We start from the raw sequence: 16,190 nt of genomic DNA, 5'->3' as shown, positions 1-16,190 counted from the left end.
AACTCCGTTGGAGTTGACCGTCGGGCGCGTCGCGAGGGCGCACGGGATCGGCGGCGAGGTCGTCGTCGAGATCCGCACCGACGATCCCGGCGCCCGGTTCGCACCTGGTAACACCCTGCGCGGCAGGGCATCCCGTGGCGGCGGGGAGCGCGACTTCGTCGTCGAGAGTGCGCGCGAACACGGTGGCCGGCTGCTGTTGCGGTTGGCCGGAGTGACCGACCGTGACTCGGCCGACGCGCTGCGCGGCACCGTGTTCGTCGTCGATTCCGACGACCTACCCCCCATCGACGAGCCGGACACCTATTACGACCACCAGCTCGAAGGGCTGCACGTCCGCACCGTTACTGGGCAGGACGTCGGCGTCGTCGCCGAGGTGTTGCACACCGCCGCAGGCGAATTGCTGGCGGTGCGCCGGGGCGACGGCGGGGAAGCGCTGGTGCCGTTCGTCGGCGCGATCGTCACGTCGGTGTCGCTGGCCGACCGCGTCGTGGAGATCGACCCGCCCGAGGGCCTGCTGGACCTGGCATGAGGATCGACGTCGTCACCATCTTCCCGGCCTTCCTCGACCCGCTGCGGCAATCGTTGCCGGGCAAGGCGATTCAATCGGGCCTGGTCGACCTGCGGGTGCACGACCTGCGTCGGTGGACGCACGACGTGCATCGCTCGGTCGACGACGCACCCTACGGTGGGGGTCCCGGCATGGTGATGAAGGCGCCGGTCTGGGGCCAAGCGCTGGACGAAATCTGCTCGGAGCAAACCGTTTTGATCGTCCCCACGCCTGCCGGTACGTTGTTCACCCAGGCCGACGCCCAGCGGTGGAGCGCCGAGCGGCACCTGGTGTTCGCGTGCGGTCGTTATGAAGGCATCGACCAGCGGGTCATCGAGGACGCCGCCCGGCGGATGCGGGTGGAAGAGGTGTCGATCGGCGACTACGTGCTGCCCGGCGGGGAGTCGGCGGCGGTGGTGATGATCGAAGCCGTGGTGCGCCTGATCGAGGGCGTGCTCGGAAATCCGGCGTCACACCGGGAGGACTCCCACTCGCCCGCGCTGGACCGGCTGCTGGAGGGGCCCAGCTACACGCGGCCGCCGACCTGGCGCGGACTCGACGTTCCCGAGGTGCTGTTGTCCGGCGACCACGCGCGCGTCGCCGCCTGGCGCCGTGAGGTCTCGCTGCGGCGCACCCGCGAACGCCGGCCCGAACTCCTGGACGCGCCCGAACGCCCGGATTAGAGCCCGCGCCGCAACGGGTCGACCCGGCCCTCGGGAAAGATCGTCTTGACCGCCCGGGTGATGGTGTCGCGGGCGGTGGCGTCGTCGGAGGGCTGCAGCGACTGCACCACCATGATGTAGCGGCGGTCCGTGCCGATCACGCCGGTCGACAGGTGCATCCAGTCGCTACCGATGCAGCACATCCAGCCCTGCTTCACGGCCACCGGTTCGGCGTAGAGGCCTTCCGGGATGCCGAAGCGCTGCGGGTAGCCGTCGAGCCCGTTCGGCGTGGACTGGGCCAGGTCGTCGACGATCACCTTCGCCTTGTCGGCCGGCAGCCCGCCCGTTCCGTCGAGCAGCATGTCGTAGTAGCGGACCAGGTCGGTCATCGAGCTCATGGTGTTCCACCAGCGGCCGTCGCTGGGCGGGGTGGTCGACGTGAGCCCGTAGCGGGCCGCGACCGCGCTGATGATCGCGTTCTCGCCGCCTTGGGCCCAGAACCTCTCGGCCGCGCCGTCGTCGGACGACTGCAACATGACGTCCAAAGCCTGGCGGTCGTCGGCCGTCAGCGCCGCCTTGCCCTCGGATTCGTGCAGCAGCAGGTCATCGGCGATGAACAGCTTGGCCACCGATGCCGTGCCGATGACCTGGCTGTTGCCGGTGGTCACCAGCTGATGGGTCTTGCGATCGAGGATCGCCACCGACAGCGCGGCGCCGCCGGCGGCCGCCTCGTCGGTCGCCTGCTGGACCCGCGCCTGCAGGCCGACGGGCCCCGCGCTCGTGGGCTGCGCTGCGGCCCGCGTCGGCTTGGCCGCCTCGAGCATCAGGTCGGCCAGCTGCGGGGGCGGTTGGCGCAGGCTGCTCTCGGGCGTGACGTAGACCGGGAAGTTGTAGGCCTTGGCCTGGACCTTCGCCTCGCACCCGGCGGCCACCACCAACGCCACCGCCGCCGTGGCGGTGAGCAAGAACAGCGGCCGAACGCGCATTCCTCTCCTCCGGTGTTCCCAACGTGATCGAGCACTGCTCGGACCGCGCGGTCAGCGCGTTCCGGTCCAGCTCATATGTACCATTCACCAGCGCCTTCGGCTCGCTGCAAACCGCGTCCGATGCTGTGATTTTCTCCGCACGCGTCCCGTCTGGCACAATTGACCAGTTGTCTCCAGCGGTAGCAGGCCGGCAGGGCCGCTGCCCGCCTGCTGCGAGATACGCGCAAGTTGCCCAAAACCATCGGCTTGGCGACCGCCTCACCCCTCGGTGAGGGCTGTTGCCGCAGGCCGCGACCGCAAGGAAGTGTCTTCTTACGATGAACCGCCTGGACTTCGTCGATCAAGCGTCGCTGCGCGACGACATCCCGGTTTTCGGCCCGGGCGACACCATCAACGTGCACGTCAAGGTCATCGAGGGCGCCAAGGAGCGCATCCAGGTGTTCAAGGGCGCGGTGATCCGCCGGCAGGGCGGCGGCATCCGCGAGACGTTCACCGTCCGCAAGGAGAGCTATGGCGTCGGCGTCGAGCGGACCTTCCCGGTGCATTCGCCGAACATCGACCACATCGAGGTGGTCACCCGTGGCGATGTCCGCCGCGCCAAGCTGTACTACCTGCGCGAGCTCCGCGGCAAGAAGGCCAAGATCAAGGAAAAGCGCTGAGCCGGGACGGCCGGGCGGCAGTCCCGGTCGGTTTACAGCGCCACAATCTGCGCTGGCTACTCTGATCTCGTGACCGATCCCACGGACTCATCTGAGCCCCAGTCCGCCCAGTCAGAGCCCAAGGTCTCCACCCGCATCCCGGACACGCCCGACGCCGAGTCGCCGAAGGCGGCCGAACCGGTTCCCGAGCCGGCCGATGCGCCCGAGGCGGGCACCCCGGAGCGCACCAAGCGATCCGCGGTGCGGGAATTCGCGCTGCTGGCGGTCATCGCGGTGGCGCTCTATTACGTCATGTTGACGTTCGTGGCGCGGCCCTACCTGATCCCGTCCGAATCGATGGAGCCGACGCTGCACGGCTGCGCCGGCTGCGTCGGCGACCGGATCATGGTCGACAAGGTCACCTACCGCTTCGAGTCGCCGCGCCCCGGCGACGTCATCGTCTTCAAGGGGCCGCCCAACTGGAACCTCGGCTACAAGTCGATCCGCTCCAACAACACCGCGCTCCGCTGGGCGCAGAACGCGCTGTCCTTCATCGGTTTCGTTCCTCCCGACGAGAACGACCTGGTCAAGCGGGTCATCGCGGTCGGGGGGCAGACGGTGCAGTGCCGGGCCGACACCGGGTTGACCGTCAACGGCAAGCCGCTCAAGGAGCCCTACCTGGACCCGGCCACGATGATGGCCGACCCCGCGGTGTATCCGTGCCTGGGCAGCGAGTTCGGGCCGGTCACCGTCCCGCAGGGCCGGCTGTGGGTGATGGGCGACAACCGGACGCACTCGGCGGACTCCCGCGCCCACTGCACCAGCGTCCCGGCCGAAGCGCTCAAGGGCGTGTTGTGCACGGGCGACCCGGCGTCGGGGACGGTGCCGGTGTCCAACGTGATCGGCAAGGCGAGGTTCATCGTCTGGCCGCCGGGACGGTGGGGTGGCGTGTCTTCGGTGAACCCGCAGCAGCATCAGTAGCCATGGTCACGACGTGGCCGCCGCGGACGGTGATCCGCAAGTCCGCGGGTTTGCGCACCCTGGAGTCGGCGCTGTACCGCAGCGGTCTGGGGCCGGTGGCCGGTGTGGACGAAGTGGGGCGCGGCGCGTGCGCGGGCCCGCTGGTGGTGGCGGCCTGCGTGCTTGGCCCAGGACGGCTGGAAAGCCTTGCGGCGCTTGATGATTCGAAGAAGCTCACCGAGAGTGCCCGGGAGAAGCTGTTCCCGCTGATCCGTCGTTACGCGCTGGCCTACCACGTGGTGTTCATCCCGCCGGCCGAGGTGGACCGCCGCGGCGTGCACGTCGCGAACATCGAAGGCATGCGCCGCGCCGTGGCCGGCCTGTCGCTGCGGCCCGGTTATGTGCTGAGCGACGGATTCCGGGTGCCCGGGCTGCCGGTGCCGTCGCTCCCGGTCATCGGCGGCGACGCGGTGGCGGCCTGCATCGCCGCCGCCAGCGTGCTGGCGAAGGTCAGCCGGGACCGGCTCATGGTGGCGATGGACGCCGACCACCCGGGTTACGGCTTCGCCGAGCACAAGGGTTACAGCACGCCGGCGCACAGCACGGCGCTGACGCAGCTGGGTCCGTGCGCCGAACACCGCCGTTCGTTCATCAACGTCCGTCGCGTGGCCCTAGGCTCGGCAAGGTCGGGAGGCCGGGTGGTGGCCGAATGCAGACCGGACCCTCCGCCCGCGCGCGGCGAATATCGGTGAGGAAAGATGGGGCCAGGATTCCCCGGGCGTAACGCCGGGGCAGTGTTTCTCCGAGAAGGACGTCTGAGCAGATGAGTGCCGAGGATCTCGAAAAGTACGAAACCGAGATGGAGCTCTCGCTGTACCGCGAATACAAGGACATCGTCGGCCAGTTCAGTTATGTCGTGGAAACCGAGCGGCGGTTCTACCTGGCGAACACCGTGGAGATGGTGCCCCGCAACGCAGACGGCGAGGTGTACTTCGAGCTGCGGCTGTCCGACGCCTGGGTGTGGGACATGTACCGGCCGGCGCGGTTCGTCAAGCAGGTCCGGGTCGTGACGTTCAAGGACGTCAACATCGAAGAGGTGGAGAAGCCCGAGCTGCGGCTGCCGGAATAGCCCGAGCTAGCCGTTCTCCTTGTCGTCCGGCGACGGCAGTTCGCCGCGCTTCTCGATGACCTCCCGCGCGACATCGGCCAGCTTGATGTTCAGCGCCTGGGAATGGCTGCGCAGCAGGTCGAACGCCTGCTCCTCGGTTATGTCGTGGAGCAGCATCAGCATGCCGACCGCCTTGCCGATCTCGCGGTTGCTCAGCAGCCCCCGGCGCAGGCTGGTGGCGTCCTCACCCTTGGCGGCCGCGTTGATGGCGACGCTGGCGAACGCGGCCAGCACCGCCGCGCGCCCGGCCGCCTCGGCGTCGAACACGCCTGCGGTATCGCTGAACAGGTTGAGCGCGGCGCCTTTGCGCTTGTCCACCAGCAGCCGGAAGCCCATCGCCCCGCGCACCGGCGTCTCGGCCACCAGGACCTTCGCCAGCTTGGGCCACAGCGACGGCGTCCTCAGGTCCGGGTCGATCTGCGGGGTCTCCTCCTCGATCGCGTCGATGCAGGGGCCGTCGCCGGACCGCCGTTCCAGCTCGTCGATCTGCTGCGCCAGCTGGTCACTCGCGCCAACGGTCACGTAGCGGTCGCCGTCGCGCACCAACAGGCTGGCGTGGTCACATCCGTGGACGACCAGGGTGGCAGCGACGCAGATGGCCGCGTACATCTGGCTGGTGTCCGAGCCCTGGTAGATGATCTCGGCCAGCGCGGCGAACACCGTCCCCGGGTCGGCCTTGTCCCCGCCGGGCGTCGGCCGGCCCGCGGCCGTCGATTCGTCCCCCATGTCGTTGTGCCCCGTTCCCTGCGCAAGCAGTGTGACCCCGCCTTCGATCGCCGTAGATTATCGGCCCTCGGCGCGGGCCTCACACGCTGATCGGTGCGATCGCGGCGAAATCCGGGCGCCTCGGCTGTCAGTCCCCGGACCAGCGGAAACCCTCCGCCGACAATACGGGTATGTGCGGTGTGGCGCTCAGGAATCGCGCCGGTTGGGCCAGCGCCGGTGGTGACGTTTCCCACCAGTGGTTTCGGCGGGCCCCAGGCGGGCTAGAGCCTTGGGGTGGGAATTACCGTCGCGGTGACCGGGCCGACCGGAGAGATCGGCATGTCCGCGGTGACGGCGCTCGAGCGTGAGCCCGCCGTGGACGCCGTCGTCGGGATGGCGCGCAGGCCGTTCGACCCGTCCTCGCGCGGCTGGGTGAAAACGACCTACCAGCAGGGCGACATCCTGGACCGCGAAGCCGTCGACGCCTTGGTGGCGCAGGCCGACGTGGTGATACACCTGGCGTTCATCATCATGGGCTCGCGGGAAGAGAGCGCCCGCATCAACCTGCAGGGGACCCGCAACGTGTTCGAGGCGACGGTCGCCAGCGAGCGGGTGCGGCGCCTGGTGTACACCTCGTCGGTGGCGGCCTACGGCTATCACGCCGACAATCCCAGCCCGTTGACCGAGGACGTCCCGGCGCGGGGCTCCCGCGAGCACTACTACTCGGCGCAGAAGGCGGCGTGCGAGGCGCTGCTCGGCGAGATCACGAAGGAATCCCCCCTGGAGGTGTTCGTGCTGCGGCCGTGCATCGTCGCCGGGCCCAACGCCACCGTCCTGGCGGACGCGATGCCGTGGAACCAGCTGCCCGGCCCGATGCGGGCCGTGGTCAAGGCGGTGCCGATTTTGAAGCCGGTCGTGCCGGACCCGGGCATCCCGTTGCAGCTGGTGCACCACGACGACGTCGCGAGCGCGATCGCGCTGGCGGCCACCACCCCGGCGCCACCCGGGGCGTACAACATCGCCGGTGACGGCGTGGTGACGGTGGGTGACGTGGCCAAGGCCCTGGGCGGCCGCCCGGTGCGGGTGCCGGCCGTCGCCGCCTCGGCGGCGTCGGCGGCGCTGTCGCGGGCGCCGCTGGTCCCGTCCATGCTGGAATGGCTGCACACCGCGCGCACCTCGATGGTCATGGACACCACCAAGGCGCGCACTCAACTCGGCTGGCGGCCGGTGCACTCCTCGGCGGAGACGCTGGCGGCGTTGGCCTCGGCGGTGTGACGCCCCTCGTGCGGCCGACGCGGCCGGTCGGCGACCAGGGTAGTTTGGCTGCGTGAGCTACCAGCGTTCCGCCGCGACCCCGACCCTCGGTGAAATCGCCTAGTGCGCCACGTGACTGCGCGACGGCGGGTGAAGCGTCTCACCGCCGGCAAAGCCATCAGCCGGCCGGAGACGCTGGTCGTCGAAGAACCGCTGGAGATCCGGGTGAACGGCGCCGCGGTCACCGTCACCATGCGGACTCCTGGTGCGGATTTCGAACTGGCGCAAGGCTTTCTGCTCACCGAGGGAATCATCTCCGGTCGCGACGACGTGCTGACGATCCGCTATTGCGGTGGTGCCGTCGACGGAACCAACACCTATAACGTCCTGGACGTGACGCTGGCCGCCAGCGTCGCGCCGCCCAGCCTCGACGTGACCCGTAACTTCTACACCACCTCGTCGTGCGGAGTCTGCGGCAAGGCGTCGCTGGACGCGGTCCGCGTGATCGGCCGATTCACGCCCGGCGCGGACCCCGCGACCGTCGCGGCGGCCACGCTCGAGGCAATGCCCGTCCAATTGCGCTCCGCACAAAAGGTTTTCGACAGCACCGGCGGCCTGCACGCCGCGGCGCTGTTCGGGGTCGACGGCACGATGCTGGCGGTGCGCGAGGACGTCGGCAGGCACAACGCCGTCGACAAGGTGATCGGCTGGGCGCTGGAAGGCCGGGGGGTGCCGCTGGCCGGTACGGTCCTGCTGGTCAGCGGGCGGGCCTCCTTCGAGTTGACGCAGAAAGCGGTGCTGGCCGGCATTCCGGTGCTGGCCGCCGTGTCCGCGCCGTCGTCCCTGGCGGTCTCGCTGGCCGAGGAGTCGGGGATCACCCTGGTGGCGTTCCTGCGGCAGGACTCGATGAACGTCTACACCAGGGCGGATCGGATCGGCTAGTCGGTTACGGCCCCCCGGCCTTACGGCCGGTTGTGCATGAACCCGGCACTGGGGATAACCGCTCCTCGTGGGCCCGCCGGACGGCTGGCGGTGACCGCCTTGTCGGGGGCCTCGCGCACAGTCGCCGGCATGACCACCGAAACGACGATGACCCGGGTGCAGCTCGGCGCGATGGGCGAGGCCCTCGCCGTGGACCACCTGACGAAGATGGGGTTGCGGATCCTGCACCGCAACTGGCGCTGCCGCTACGGCGAACTCGATGTCATCGCCTGCGACGAGGCGACCCGCACGGCGGTGTTCGTCGAGGTGAAGACCCGTACCGGCGACGGCTATGGCGGGCTGGCGTACGCGGTCACCGAGCGCAAGGTCGGCCGCCTGCGCCGACTGGCCGCGTTGTGGCTGGCCGGCCAGGACACGCGCTGGGCGGCGCTGCGCATCGACGTGATCCGGGTGCGGATCGGGCGCCGGCGCACCCCCGAAATCACCCACCTGCAGGGGATCGGCTGATGGCGCTTGGTCGCGCGTTCTCGGTCGCCGTGCGCGGGGTGGACGGACAAATCGTGGAGATCGAAGCCGACATCACCTCCGGGCTGCCCGGCGTGCATCTGGTGGGTCTGCCCGACGCCGCCCTGCAGGAATCGCGCGACCGGGTGCGGGCGGCGGTCGCCAACTGCGGCAACAGCTGGCCGCAGGCGCGGCTCACGCTCGCGCTCTCCCCGGCGACCCTGCCCAAGATGGGCTCCGTCTACGACATTGCGCTGGCCGCGGCCGTCCTGTCGGCGCAGCGCAAGAACCCGTGGGACCGCCTGGAGAAGACGGTCCTGCTGGGCGAGCTGTCGCTGGACGGTCGGGTCCGCCCGGTGCGCGGCGTGCTGCCCGCGGTGCTGGCCGCCAAACGCGACGGCTGGCCGGCCGTCGTCGTCCCGGTGGACAACCTGGCCGAGGCCAGCCTGGTGGACGGCATCGACGTCTGGGGCGTGCGCACGCTGGGGCAGCTGCAGAAGTGGCTGAGCGGGTGCGCCGCCCTGGACGACAGGATCACCGCGACGGCCCCCGCGCCGGAGCCGTCGGTGGATCTGGCCGATGTGGTGGGGCAGACGCAGGCGCGGTTCGCGGTGGAGGTGGCCGCCGCCGGTGCGCACCACCTCATGCTGACCGGTCCGCCGGGTGTCGGCAAAACCATGCTGGCGCAACGTCTTCCGGGCCTGTTGCCGCCGCTGTCTGAGAGCGAGTCACTGGAGGTCACCGCGATCCATTCGGTCGCCGGGCTGTTGTCGGGCGACACGCCGCTGATCACCACGCCCCCGTTCGTCGCGCCGCATCACAGCTCCACCGTGGCGGCGCTCGTCGGCGGCGGCTCGGGCATGGCGCGCCCGGGCGCGATCAGCCGCGCCCACCGGGGCGTGCTCTTCCTCGACGAATGCGCCGAGATCAGCGTCAGTGCGCTGGAGGCATTGCGAACTCCGTTGGAGGACGGCGAGATTCGTCTCGCCCGACGGGACGGGGTGGCCTGTTACCCGGCCCGGTTCCAGCTGGTCCTGGCGGCGAACCTGTGTCCGTGCGCGCCCGCCGATCCGCAGGACTGCATCTGCGCGGCGGCGGTCAAGCGTCGTTATCTGGGCAAGCTGTCCGGGCCGCTGCTCGACCGGGTTGATCTGCGGGTCGAGATGCATTCGGTGCGGGCGGGGGCGTTCTCCGGCGGCGAAGCGGAGTCCACGGCGCGGGTCCGCCACCGGGTGGCGCAGGCCCGGGCGGCCGCCGAGCAGCGGTGGCGCCCGTACGGATTCCGCACCAACGCCGAAGTCAGCGGAGCGCTGTTACGCCGAAAGTTCCGGCCCGGCAACGCCGCGATGACCCCGCTGCAACGAGCGCTCGACCGCGGGCTGCTCAGCATCCGCGGCCTGGACCGCACCCTGCGGGTCGCGTGGAGCCTCACCGACCTGGCCGGCGGGGTATCACCGGGGCCCGAAGAGGTCGGGGCCGCGCTCAGCTTCCGGCAGCCGGGAGCGCAGCGATGACCGCCGGCGGGGGGTCACCAATACGCCCTCGTCAGCCAGTCGTTGTGCCCGCCCCGGACCACGATGGCGGCGGTCACCAGGATGGCGAACGCCCTGGCGAACTGCGCCATCGCCCGGCCGCCTTCGCCGCGCTGTTCCATGTCGCGCAACGCGACCGACGCGAGGACGCCGCTCAGCACGGGAATCGGCAACCCGCACCAGCTGACCAGGCTCAGGGCGAACGACGCGATCGCCCACGGATTCAGCGGGCGGGCGGGCGCGGCGAGCTGCGTCGGCAGGCAGATGATCATTGTTCGCTCCTTCCGTTGCCGGCTGCGCGATGGCGAATGGGACCCGACGACAACACATTCGCGTACGGGGCTAAAGGGATCCTTGGCGAATCCTTGGGGCCGGGGACACCGCGATGCTGACCGCGGTCGACGATCCCGTGCTGCGCGCGTGGGCGTACCTGTCCCGCGTGGCCGAGCCGCCGTGCGCCGAGCTCGCCACCCTGGTGCGGTGCGTCGGCCCGCTGGAGGCGGCCGACCGGGTGCGCCGCGGGCTGGTCGACGGCGACCTCGCGCGGCACACCGAGGCGAGGCGCGAAATCGACTGCGCGGCGGCCGACCTCGAGCTGCTCGCCCACCGCGGCGGACGGCTGATCACGCCCGACGACGACGAGTGGCCGCGGCTGGCGTTTGCCGCGTTCGCGAACGCCTCGGCGAAGGCTCGTGCCGGGGCGCCGATGGTCTTGTGGGCGCAGGGCCCGGCCCGGCTCGACGAGGTGGCCCACCGCGCGGCCGCCGTGGTGGGAACCCGGGCGGCGACGTCATACGGCGAGCAGGTGGCCGAGGACTTGGCGGCCGGGCTGGCGCAACGCGAGGTGGCCGTCGTCTCCGGTGGCGCCTACGGCATCGACGGCGCGGCGCACCGGGCGGTGCTCAACGCCGACGGCATCACCGTGGCCGTCCTCGCCGGCGGCCTCGACGTTCCCTATCCGAGCGGCCACTCGGCGTTGCTGCACCGAGTGGGCCAACACGGTCTGCTGTTCACCGAGTACCCGCCCGGCGTGCGGCCGGCCCGGCACCGGTTCTTGACCCGCAACCGCCTGGTGGCGGCGGTCGCGGGGGCAGCGGTGGTGGTGGAAGCGGGCCTGCGCAGCGGCGCGGCGAACACGGCCGCCTGGGCGCGGGCGCTGGGACGGGTGGTGGCCGCGGTGCCCGGGCCCGTGACGTCGTCCGCGTCGGCCGGGTGTCACGCGCTGCTGCGCAACGGCGCCGAGTTGGTGACCCGGGCCGACCACGTCGTCGAGCTCATCGGCCGCATCGGCGAGCTGGCGGTCGAGGAAGCCCACCCGGCGACGCCGCTCGACGGGCTCAGCGACGCCGAGCGCCGGGTGTATGAGGCGCTGCCCGGCCGCGGCGCGGCCACCGTCGAGCAGCTCGCGATCGCGTCGGGCCTGGCGCCCGAGCGGGTGTTGGGACCGCTCGCGATACTCGAGCTGGCCGGGTTGGTGCAGCGCCAGGAGGGCAGGTGGCGGCTTGTCCGGGTGGTCGGCGACCACGTCGCATCGTCGAAACGCCTCGTATAGTCGACGGGGGTCGGGCGGGGACAGGAGGACAAGTGGCGGGTCGACCTCTGCAACGCTTCGAGGTTGTCGATACCAAGGAACTCACACCGCACATGGTCGCGGTGGTGCTGAGGGCCAACGATTTCGACGCCTTCGTGCCCAGCGAATTCACCGACTCCTACGTCAAGTTGGTGTTCGTCGCGGACGACGTCGACGTCGCGGGCTTGCCCCAGCCGTTGACACTGGACAGCTTCGCCGGCCTGCCGCCGGAGAAGAGGCCGTCCGTCCGGACGATGACCGTCCGCCGCGTCGACGCGGCGGCAGGCGAAATCACGCTGAACATCGTCGTGCACGGCGAGCACGGGACCGCGGGCCAATGGGCCGCGGCGGCCGAGCCCGGCGAGCGGATCTTCTTGATGGGCCCCAGCGGTGCCTACACGCCCGACCCCGCCGCCGACTGGCACCTGCTGGCGGGGGACGAATCCGCGCTGCCCGCCATCGCCGCGGCCCTGGAGGCGTTGCCCCCCGACGCCGTCGGCAAGGCGTTCATCGAGGTGGCGGGCCAGGAAGACGAGATCCCGCTGACCGCGCCCGACGGCGTCGAAGTGCACTGGGTGTACCGCGGGGGCCGCGCCGACCTGGTCCCCGAGGACCGTGCCGGCGACCACGCCCCGCTGATCGAGGCGGTCACCACCACGCCGTGGCTGCCCGGACAGGTGCACGTCTTCATTCACGGCGAGGCGCAAAGCGTCATGCACAACCTGCGGCCCTACATCCGCAAGGAGCGCGGCGTGGACGCCAAGTGGGCGTCGTCCATCTCGGGCTACTGGCGGCGGGGCCGCACCGAAGAGACGTTCCGGCAGTGGAAGAGGGAACTCGCCGAGGCCGAGGCCGGGGCGTCGTAGCCCGTTCGTGGGCCTGACGGCCGGCTGGCATCCTCTACTTCCATGGCGCATTTCGGCGATTACCAGAACGAGATCTACTTCAAGGGTCTGGGTGGGGTCGCGCCCGCGCTGCCGATGGCCTTCGCGGAGCTGGAGGCCCGGGCCGAGCGGGCGATGTCGCCGTCGGTGTGGTCCTACGTCACCGGTGGCGCAGGCGACGAGCGCACTCAACGGGCCAATCGCGAGGCGTTCGACCGCTGGGGTTTGATGCCCCGCATGTTCGTCGGCGCGGCCGAGCGTGACCTGTCGGTCGAAATGTTCGGCCTGACGCTGCCGTCGCCGATGTTCATGGCCCCGATCGGCGTCATCGGCATCTGTGCTCAAGACGGCCACGGCGACCTGGCCACCGCGCGCGCCGCAGCGGCCACCGGTGTCCCGATGGTCGTTTCCACCCTGACCGCCGACCCGCTGGAAGACGTCGCCGCCCTGTTCGGCGACACACCGGGCTTTTTCCAGCTGTACACGCCGAAGAATCGCGAGCTCGCCGCCAGCCTGGTGCACCGGGCCGAGGCCGCCGGCTACCAGGGCATCATCGTCACGCTGGACACCTGGGTTCCCGGGTGGCGCCCGCGCGACCTCAGCACGGCAAACTTTCCGCAGTTGCGGGGGCTGTGCCTGAGCAACTACACGAGCGACCCGGTCTTTCGCGCCGGCCTGCCGCGCCCGCCCGAGGAGGACCCGCAAGGCACCGTGCTGCAGTGGATCACGACCTTCGGCAATCCGTTGACCTGGGACGACCTGCCCTGGCTGCGATCGCTGACCAAGCTGCCGCTCATCGTCAAGGGCATCTGCCATCCCGACGACGCCCGCCGCGCCAAGGACGGGGGCGTCGACGGCATCTACTGCTCGACGCACGGCGGACGCCAGGCCAACGGCGGCCTGCCCGCGCTCGACTGTCTGCCCGGCGTGGTCGAGGCGGCCGACGGGCTTCCGGTGCTGTTCGACTCCGGGGTCCGCAGCGGCGCCGACATCGTCAAGGCGCTCGCGCTGGGCGCCACCGCGGTCGGCATCGGCCGGCCCTACGCGTACGGCCTGGCGCTTGGCGGCGTCGACGGCATCGTGCACGTGCTGCGGATGATGCTGGCCGAGGCGGACCTGATCATGGCCGTCGACGGCTATCCGACCCTGAAAGATCTCACCCCGGACACACTCCGGCGCGTCGACTGAGCCGAACCCGCGGCGCCTGCGAACGTTTGAGGCGTGGAGGCCATCCTCGAGGAGTTCGACGAGTACCTGTCTCTGCAATGCGGCCGCTCGGCGCACACCCGTCGGGCCTACCTCGGCGACCTGCGCTCACTGCTGACGTTTCTCGCAGACCGCGACGCCGGGCTGGACGGATTGAGCCTGCCCCTGCTGCGGTCCTGGCTGTCGGCCTCGGCCGGGGCCGGCGCGGCCCGCACGACCTTGGCCCGTCGCACCTCGGCGGTCAAGGCCTTCACCGCGTGGGCGGCGCGGCGTGGCCTGCTGGCCGGGGACCCGGCCGCCCGGCTGCAGGTGCCGAAGGCGCACCGCACCCTGCCGGCGGTGCTGCGCCAAGACCAGGCGCTCGATGCGATGGCTGCCGCGAAATCCGGTGCGCAGCAAGGCGATCCGATGGCACTGCGGGACCGACTGATCGTCGAGATGCTGTATGCCACCGGCATCCGGGTGAGCGAGCTGTGCGGCCTGGACGTCGACGACGTGGACACCGGCCACCGGCTGGTGCGGGTGCTCGGCAAGGGCAACAAGCAGCGCACCGTGCCGTTCGGGATGCCGGCCGCCGAAGCGCTGCGCGCCTGGCTCGACGACGGACGCCCGGCCCTGGTGACCGCGGAATCGGGCCCGGCCCTGCTGCTGGGCGCGCGGGGGCGGCGGCTCGACGTCCGCCAGGCCCGCACCGTCGTGCACCAGACGGTGTCCGCGGTGGACGGCGCCCCCGACATGGGTCCGCACGGGCTGCGGCACAGCGCGGCGACGCATCTGCTGGAAGGCGGGGCCGACCTGCGGGTCGTGCAGGAATTGCTCGGCCATTCCAGCCTGGCGACCACCCAGCTGTACACCCATGTCGCCGTCTCCCGGTTGCGGGCGGTGCACGAGCAGGCCCACCCGCGGGCGTGAGTGCGCTCACGGCCTTGGGCGTGCGTTGACGGCGCGGAATCCGCGAAATTCCCGCCCTGGACGCACACGGGAAGCCGTCAACGCACACGCGAAGAAGCTCTGACCGCGCACGCAAGGCCCTGGACGCACACTCATTCGTGAAGCGGCTTGAGCCGGATCGGAGTCGACTTCACCAGGCCGAGCGGATCGACATAGTGGGCGCCCGACGCGGGACCCCACATCGCGCCCCAGTGCAGGCACGCGGCGGCCCGGCAGCCGGCATGCCCGGGCTCCAACGAGCCGATCACGGTCCGGGCCGTCACCGGCTGACCCACCCGCACCGCGGCCCGCACCGGCTCGTAGCTGGTGCGCAACCCACCGGGGTGGGCCAGCGACACCACCGGTCGCCCGGCCAGCTGCCCGGCGAACACCACCGTGGCGCTGCCCGCCGCATATACCGGCTGACCGGGCGCGCCGGGCAGGTCCACGCCCCGATGCCCGGGCTTCCAGTCCGGTGAGGGGGCGTCGAATCCACGGCCGACGGCCGGCGCCGGGCGCAACGGCCAATCCAGCCGCGCGTCGTCCGCAACCGCCGGCGCCGCGCCGAGCACCGCCAGGCCCATCAAAAGCCAAAGAACCCGTCGCATCGGCTCAGTTCATTGCCGCGCGGGTGCCGGCACCACTCACGTGCGACCGGTGCTGTGCAAAACCACCTGCTGATTCGGTGTAAACTCCTGGTCGCAGCTCGTTCGCGGGCTGACTTCGCGCGTCTGCCCCGCGTCTCCCGTTCCACTAGGAGTTCGCACCGCATGCCGGGCGGTCCCTTAACTGGGTCCGGCATCGCAGCAGGCGCCAGGGCCCGGCTTCACCCGATGCCGGGCGACAACCGACACACAAAGGCATAAGCATGGCCGTAGTAACCATGAAGCAGCTGCTCGACAGCGGCACCCACTTCGGGCACCAGACCCGCCGCTGGAATCCCAAGATGAAGCGGTTCATCTTCACCGACCGCAACGGCATCTACATCATCGACCTGCAGCAGACGCTGACCTTCATCGACAAGGCGTACGAGTTCGTCAAGGAGACCGTCGCCCACGGCGGCTCGGTGCTGTTCGTCGGCACCAAGAAGCAGGCGCAGGAATCCGTCGCTGCCGAAGCGACCCGCGTCGGCATGCCGTACGTGAACCAGCGCTGGCTGGGCGGCATGCTCACCAACTTCTCCACCGTGCACAAGCGGCTGCAGCGCCTCAAGGAACTCGAGGCGATGGAGCAGACCGGCGGCTTCGAGGGTCGCACCAAGAAGGAAATCCTGATGCTGACCCGGGAGAAGAACAAGCTCGAGCGCAGCCTCGGCGGTATCCGCGACATGGCCAAGGTGCCGTCGGCCATCTGGGTCGTCGACACCAACAAGGAGCACATCGCCGTCGGCGAGGCCCGCAAGCTCGGCATTCCGGTCATCGCGATCCTCGACACCAACTGCGACCCCGACGAGGTCGACTACCCGATCCCGGGCAACGACGACGCGATCCGTTCGGCCGCGCTGCTGACCAAGGTGATCGCCTCCGCGGTCGCCGAGGGCCTGCAGGCCCGCGCCGGGGCCGGCCGCGGCGACGGCAAGCCCGAGGCCGAGGCCGCCGAGCCGCTGCCCGAATGGGAACAGGAACTGCTGGCCTCCGCCGCCGCCAGCGCCCCCGCCGACGCCGCTGCGGGCGCACCCGAATCCACCCCCACGGAAGGCTGA

Annotated in this window: 17 protein-coding genes and 2 pseudogenes; 15 read left to right on the top strand and 4 right to left on the bottom strand. The window is 70.7% G+C overall.

Going from position 1 to position 16,190, the window contains the following annotated elements; genetic code table 11:
* Positions 1-7 precede the first annotated feature (7 nt).
* Together rimM and trmD are read left to right on the top strand one after the other, a co-directional pair.
* Positions 8-529, top strand: coding sequence for a ribosome maturation factor RimM (gene rimM, locus BST44_RS13030; protein WP_083177533.1), 522 nt, complete (start codon positions 8-10; stop codon positions 527-529).
* On the top strand, positions 526-1,230 hold the full coding sequence (trmD, locus tag BST44_RS13025; RefSeq protein ID WP_083177532.1) for a tRNA (guanosine(37)-N1)-methyltransferase TrmD: 705 nt from the start codon (positions 526-528) through the stop codon (positions 1,228-1,230). Before rimM ends, trmD begins: the two co-directional genes overlap by 4 nt.
* On the opposite strand, the gene BST44_RS13020 is transcribed toward trmD, so the two are convergent.
* On the bottom strand, positions 1,227-2,195 hold the full coding sequence (locus tag BST44_RS13020; protein ID WP_083177531.1) for a serine hydrolase: 969 nt from the start codon (positions 2,193-2,195) through the stop codon (positions 1,227-1,229). The genes trmD and BST44_RS13020 overlap by 4 nt on opposite strands.
* A 317-nt stretch (positions 2,196-2,512) precedes the next feature.
* Here BST44_RS13020 and rplS point away from each other — a divergent pair, with 317 nt between their 5' ends.
* From rplS to BST44_RS13000, 4 genes and pseudogenes are all read left to right on the top strand, one after another.
* Complete coding sequence (gene rplS, locus BST44_RS13015) at positions 2,513-2,854, top strand: 50S ribosomal protein L19 (protein WP_007171386.1); 342 nt, start codon at positions 2,513-2,515, stop codon at positions 2,852-2,854.
* A gap of 69 nt (positions 2,855-2,923) precedes the next feature.
* On the top strand, positions 2,924-3,814 hold the full coding sequence (lepB, locus tag BST44_RS13010; RefSeq protein ID WP_083177530.1) for a signal peptidase I: 891 nt from the start codon (positions 2,924-2,926) through the stop codon (positions 3,812-3,814).
* 2 nt (positions 3,815-3,816) lie between these two features.
* A pseudogene (locus BST44_RS13005) lies at positions 3,817-4,612 on the top strand (ribonuclease HII).
* Positions 4,613-4,616: 4 nt separating this feature from the next.
* On the top strand, positions 4,617-4,922 hold the full coding sequence (locus BST44_RS13000; protein WP_068227230.1) for a DUF2469 domain-containing protein: 306 nt from the start codon (positions 4,617-4,619) through the stop codon (positions 4,920-4,922).
* Positions 4,923-4,928: 6 nt separating this feature from the next.
* Here the strand turns inward: BST44_RS13000 and BST44_RS12995 are convergent, their stop codons facing one another.
* Entirely contained in the window at positions 4,929-5,687 is a 759-nt protein-coding gene (locus tag BST44_RS12995) for a GAF and ANTAR domain-containing protein (protein WP_083177528.1), read from the bottom strand.
* 273 nt (positions 5,688-5,960) lie between these two features.
* Between BST44_RS12995 and BST44_RS12990 the strand changes: the two genes are divergently transcribed.
* The 4 genes from BST44_RS12990 (at position 5,961) to BST44_RS12975 (ending at position 9,880) form a co-directional block, all read left to right on the top strand.
* Entirely contained in the window at positions 5,961-6,941 is a 981-nt protein-coding gene (locus tag BST44_RS12990) for an SDR family oxidoreductase (protein WP_083177527.1), read from the top strand.
* 102 nt (positions 6,942-7,043) lie between these two features.
* Positions 7,044-7,862, top strand: a complete 819-nt coding sequence (gene fdhD / locus BST44_RS12985; protein WP_083177526.1) for a formate dehydrogenase accessory sulfurtransferase FdhD — start codon at positions 7,044-7,046, stop codon at positions 7,860-7,862.
* Between the two features lie 129 nt (positions 7,863-7,991).
* Positions 7,992-8,369, top strand: a complete 378-nt coding sequence (locus BST44_RS12980; RefSeq protein ID WP_083177525.1) for a YraN family protein — start codon at positions 7,992-7,994, stop codon at positions 8,367-8,369.
* On the top strand, positions 8,369-9,880 hold the full coding sequence (locus BST44_RS12975) for a YifB family Mg chelatase-like AAA ATPase (RefSeq protein ID WP_083177524.1): 1,512 nt from the start codon (positions 8,369-8,371) through the stop codon (positions 9,878-9,880). The genes BST44_RS12980 and BST44_RS12975 overlap by 1 nt, the downstream gene beginning before the upstream one ends.
* 14 nt (positions 9,881-9,894) lie before the next feature.
* On the opposite strand, the gene BST44_RS12970 is transcribed toward BST44_RS12975, so the two are convergent.
* Positions 9,895-10,170, bottom strand: a complete 276-nt coding sequence (locus BST44_RS12970; RefSeq protein WP_083177523.1) for a DUF4190 domain-containing protein — start codon at positions 10,168-10,170, stop codon at positions 9,895-9,897.
* A 113-nt stretch (positions 10,171-10,283) separates the two neighbouring features.
* Between BST44_RS12970 and dprA the strand changes: the two genes are divergently transcribed.
* Genes dprA through BST44_RS12950 form a run of 4 tightly spaced genes read left to right on the top strand, consistent with a single transcriptional unit; the run spans position 10,284 to position 14,470 of the window.
* Entirely contained in the window at positions 10,284-11,450 is a 1,167-nt protein-coding gene (dprA, locus tag BST44_RS12965; RefSeq protein ID WP_083177522.1) for a DNA-processing protein DprA, read from the top strand.
* A 32-nt stretch (positions 11,451-11,482) separates the two neighbouring features.
* On the top strand, positions 11,483-12,334 hold the full coding sequence (locus tag BST44_RS12960; protein WP_083177521.1) for a siderophore-interacting protein: 852 nt from the start codon (positions 11,483-11,485) through the stop codon (positions 12,332-12,334).
* 42 nt (positions 12,335-12,376) lie between these two features.
* Positions 12,377-13,540, top strand: a complete 1,164-nt coding sequence (locus tag BST44_RS12955) for an alpha-hydroxy-acid oxidizing protein (protein WP_083177520.1) — start codon at positions 12,377-12,379, stop codon at positions 13,538-13,540.
* A gap of 33 nt (positions 13,541-13,573) precedes the next feature.
* Positions 13,574-14,470, top strand: coding sequence for a tyrosine recombinase XerC (locus BST44_RS12950; RefSeq protein WP_083177519.1), 897 nt, complete (start codon positions 13,574-13,576; stop codon positions 14,468-14,470).
* Positions 14,471-14,610: 140 nt separating this feature from the next.
* On the opposite strand, the pseudogene BST44_RS12945 reads toward BST44_RS12950, so the two are convergent.
* Positions 14,611-15,096: pseudogene (locus tag BST44_RS12945) on the bottom strand (M23 family metallopeptidase); the annotation flags it as partial.
* Between the two features lie 260 nt (positions 15,097-15,356).
* On the opposite strand from BST44_RS12945, the gene rpsB reads away from it, so the two are divergent.
* On the top strand, positions 15,357-16,190 hold the full coding sequence (gene rpsB, locus BST44_RS12935; protein WP_083177517.1) for a 30S ribosomal protein S2: 834 nt from the start codon (positions 15,357-15,359) through the stop codon (positions 16,188-16,190).

It is taken from the genome of Mycobacterium scrofulaceum, assembly GCF_002086735.1.
In the GTDB taxonomy this organism is placed as follows: domain Bacteria; phylum Actinomycetota; class Actinomycetes; order Mycobacteriales; family Mycobacteriaceae; genus Mycobacterium; species Mycobacterium scrofulaceum.
The sequence above is the reverse complement of the archived record's forward strand: the minus strand, read 5'-3'. Positions and strand labels throughout refer to the sequence as shown.

Coding starts and splice junctions, on each gene's coding strand:
- BST44_RS13000 (WP_068227230.1), top strand. CDS start 4,617: ATGAGTGCCGAGGATCTCGAAAAGTACGAAACCGAGATGGAGCTCTCG.
- rplS (WP_007171386.1), top strand. CDS start 2,513: ATGAACCGCCTGGACTTCGTCGATCAAGCGTCGCTGCGCGACGACATC.
- trmD (WP_083177532.1), top strand. CDS start 526: ATGAGGATCGACGTCGTCACCATCTTCCCGGCCTTCCTCGACCCGCTG.
- BST44_RS12970 (WP_083177523.1), bottom strand. CDS start 10,170: ATGATCATCTGCCTGCCGACGCAGCTCGCCGCGCCCGCCCGCCCGCTG.
- dprA (WP_083177522.1), top strand. CDS start 10,284: ATGCTGACCGCGGTCGACGATCCCGTGCTGCGCGCGTGGGCGTACCTG.
- BST44_RS12995 (WP_083177528.1), bottom strand. CDS start 5,687: ATGGGGGACGAATCGACGGCCGCGGGCCGGCCGACGCCCGGCGGGGAC.
- BST44_RS12955 (WP_083177520.1), top strand. CDS start 12,377: ATGGCGCATTTCGGCGATTACCAGAACGAGATCTACTTCAAGGGTCTG.
- BST44_RS12980 (WP_083177525.1), top strand. CDS start 7,992: ATGACCACCGAAACGACGATGACCCGGGTGCAGCTCGGCGCGATGGGC.
- rpsB (WP_083177517.1), top strand. CDS start 15,357: ATGGCCGTAGTAACCATGAAGCAGCTGCTCGACAGCGGCACCCACTTC.
- BST44_RS13020 (WP_083177531.1), bottom strand. CDS start 2,195: ATGCGCGTTCGGCCGCTGTTCTTGCTCACCGCCACGGCGGCGGTGGCG.
- BST44_RS12975 (WP_083177524.1), top strand. CDS start 8,369: ATGGCGCTTGGTCGCGCGTTCTCGGTCGCCGTGCGCGGGGTGGACGGA.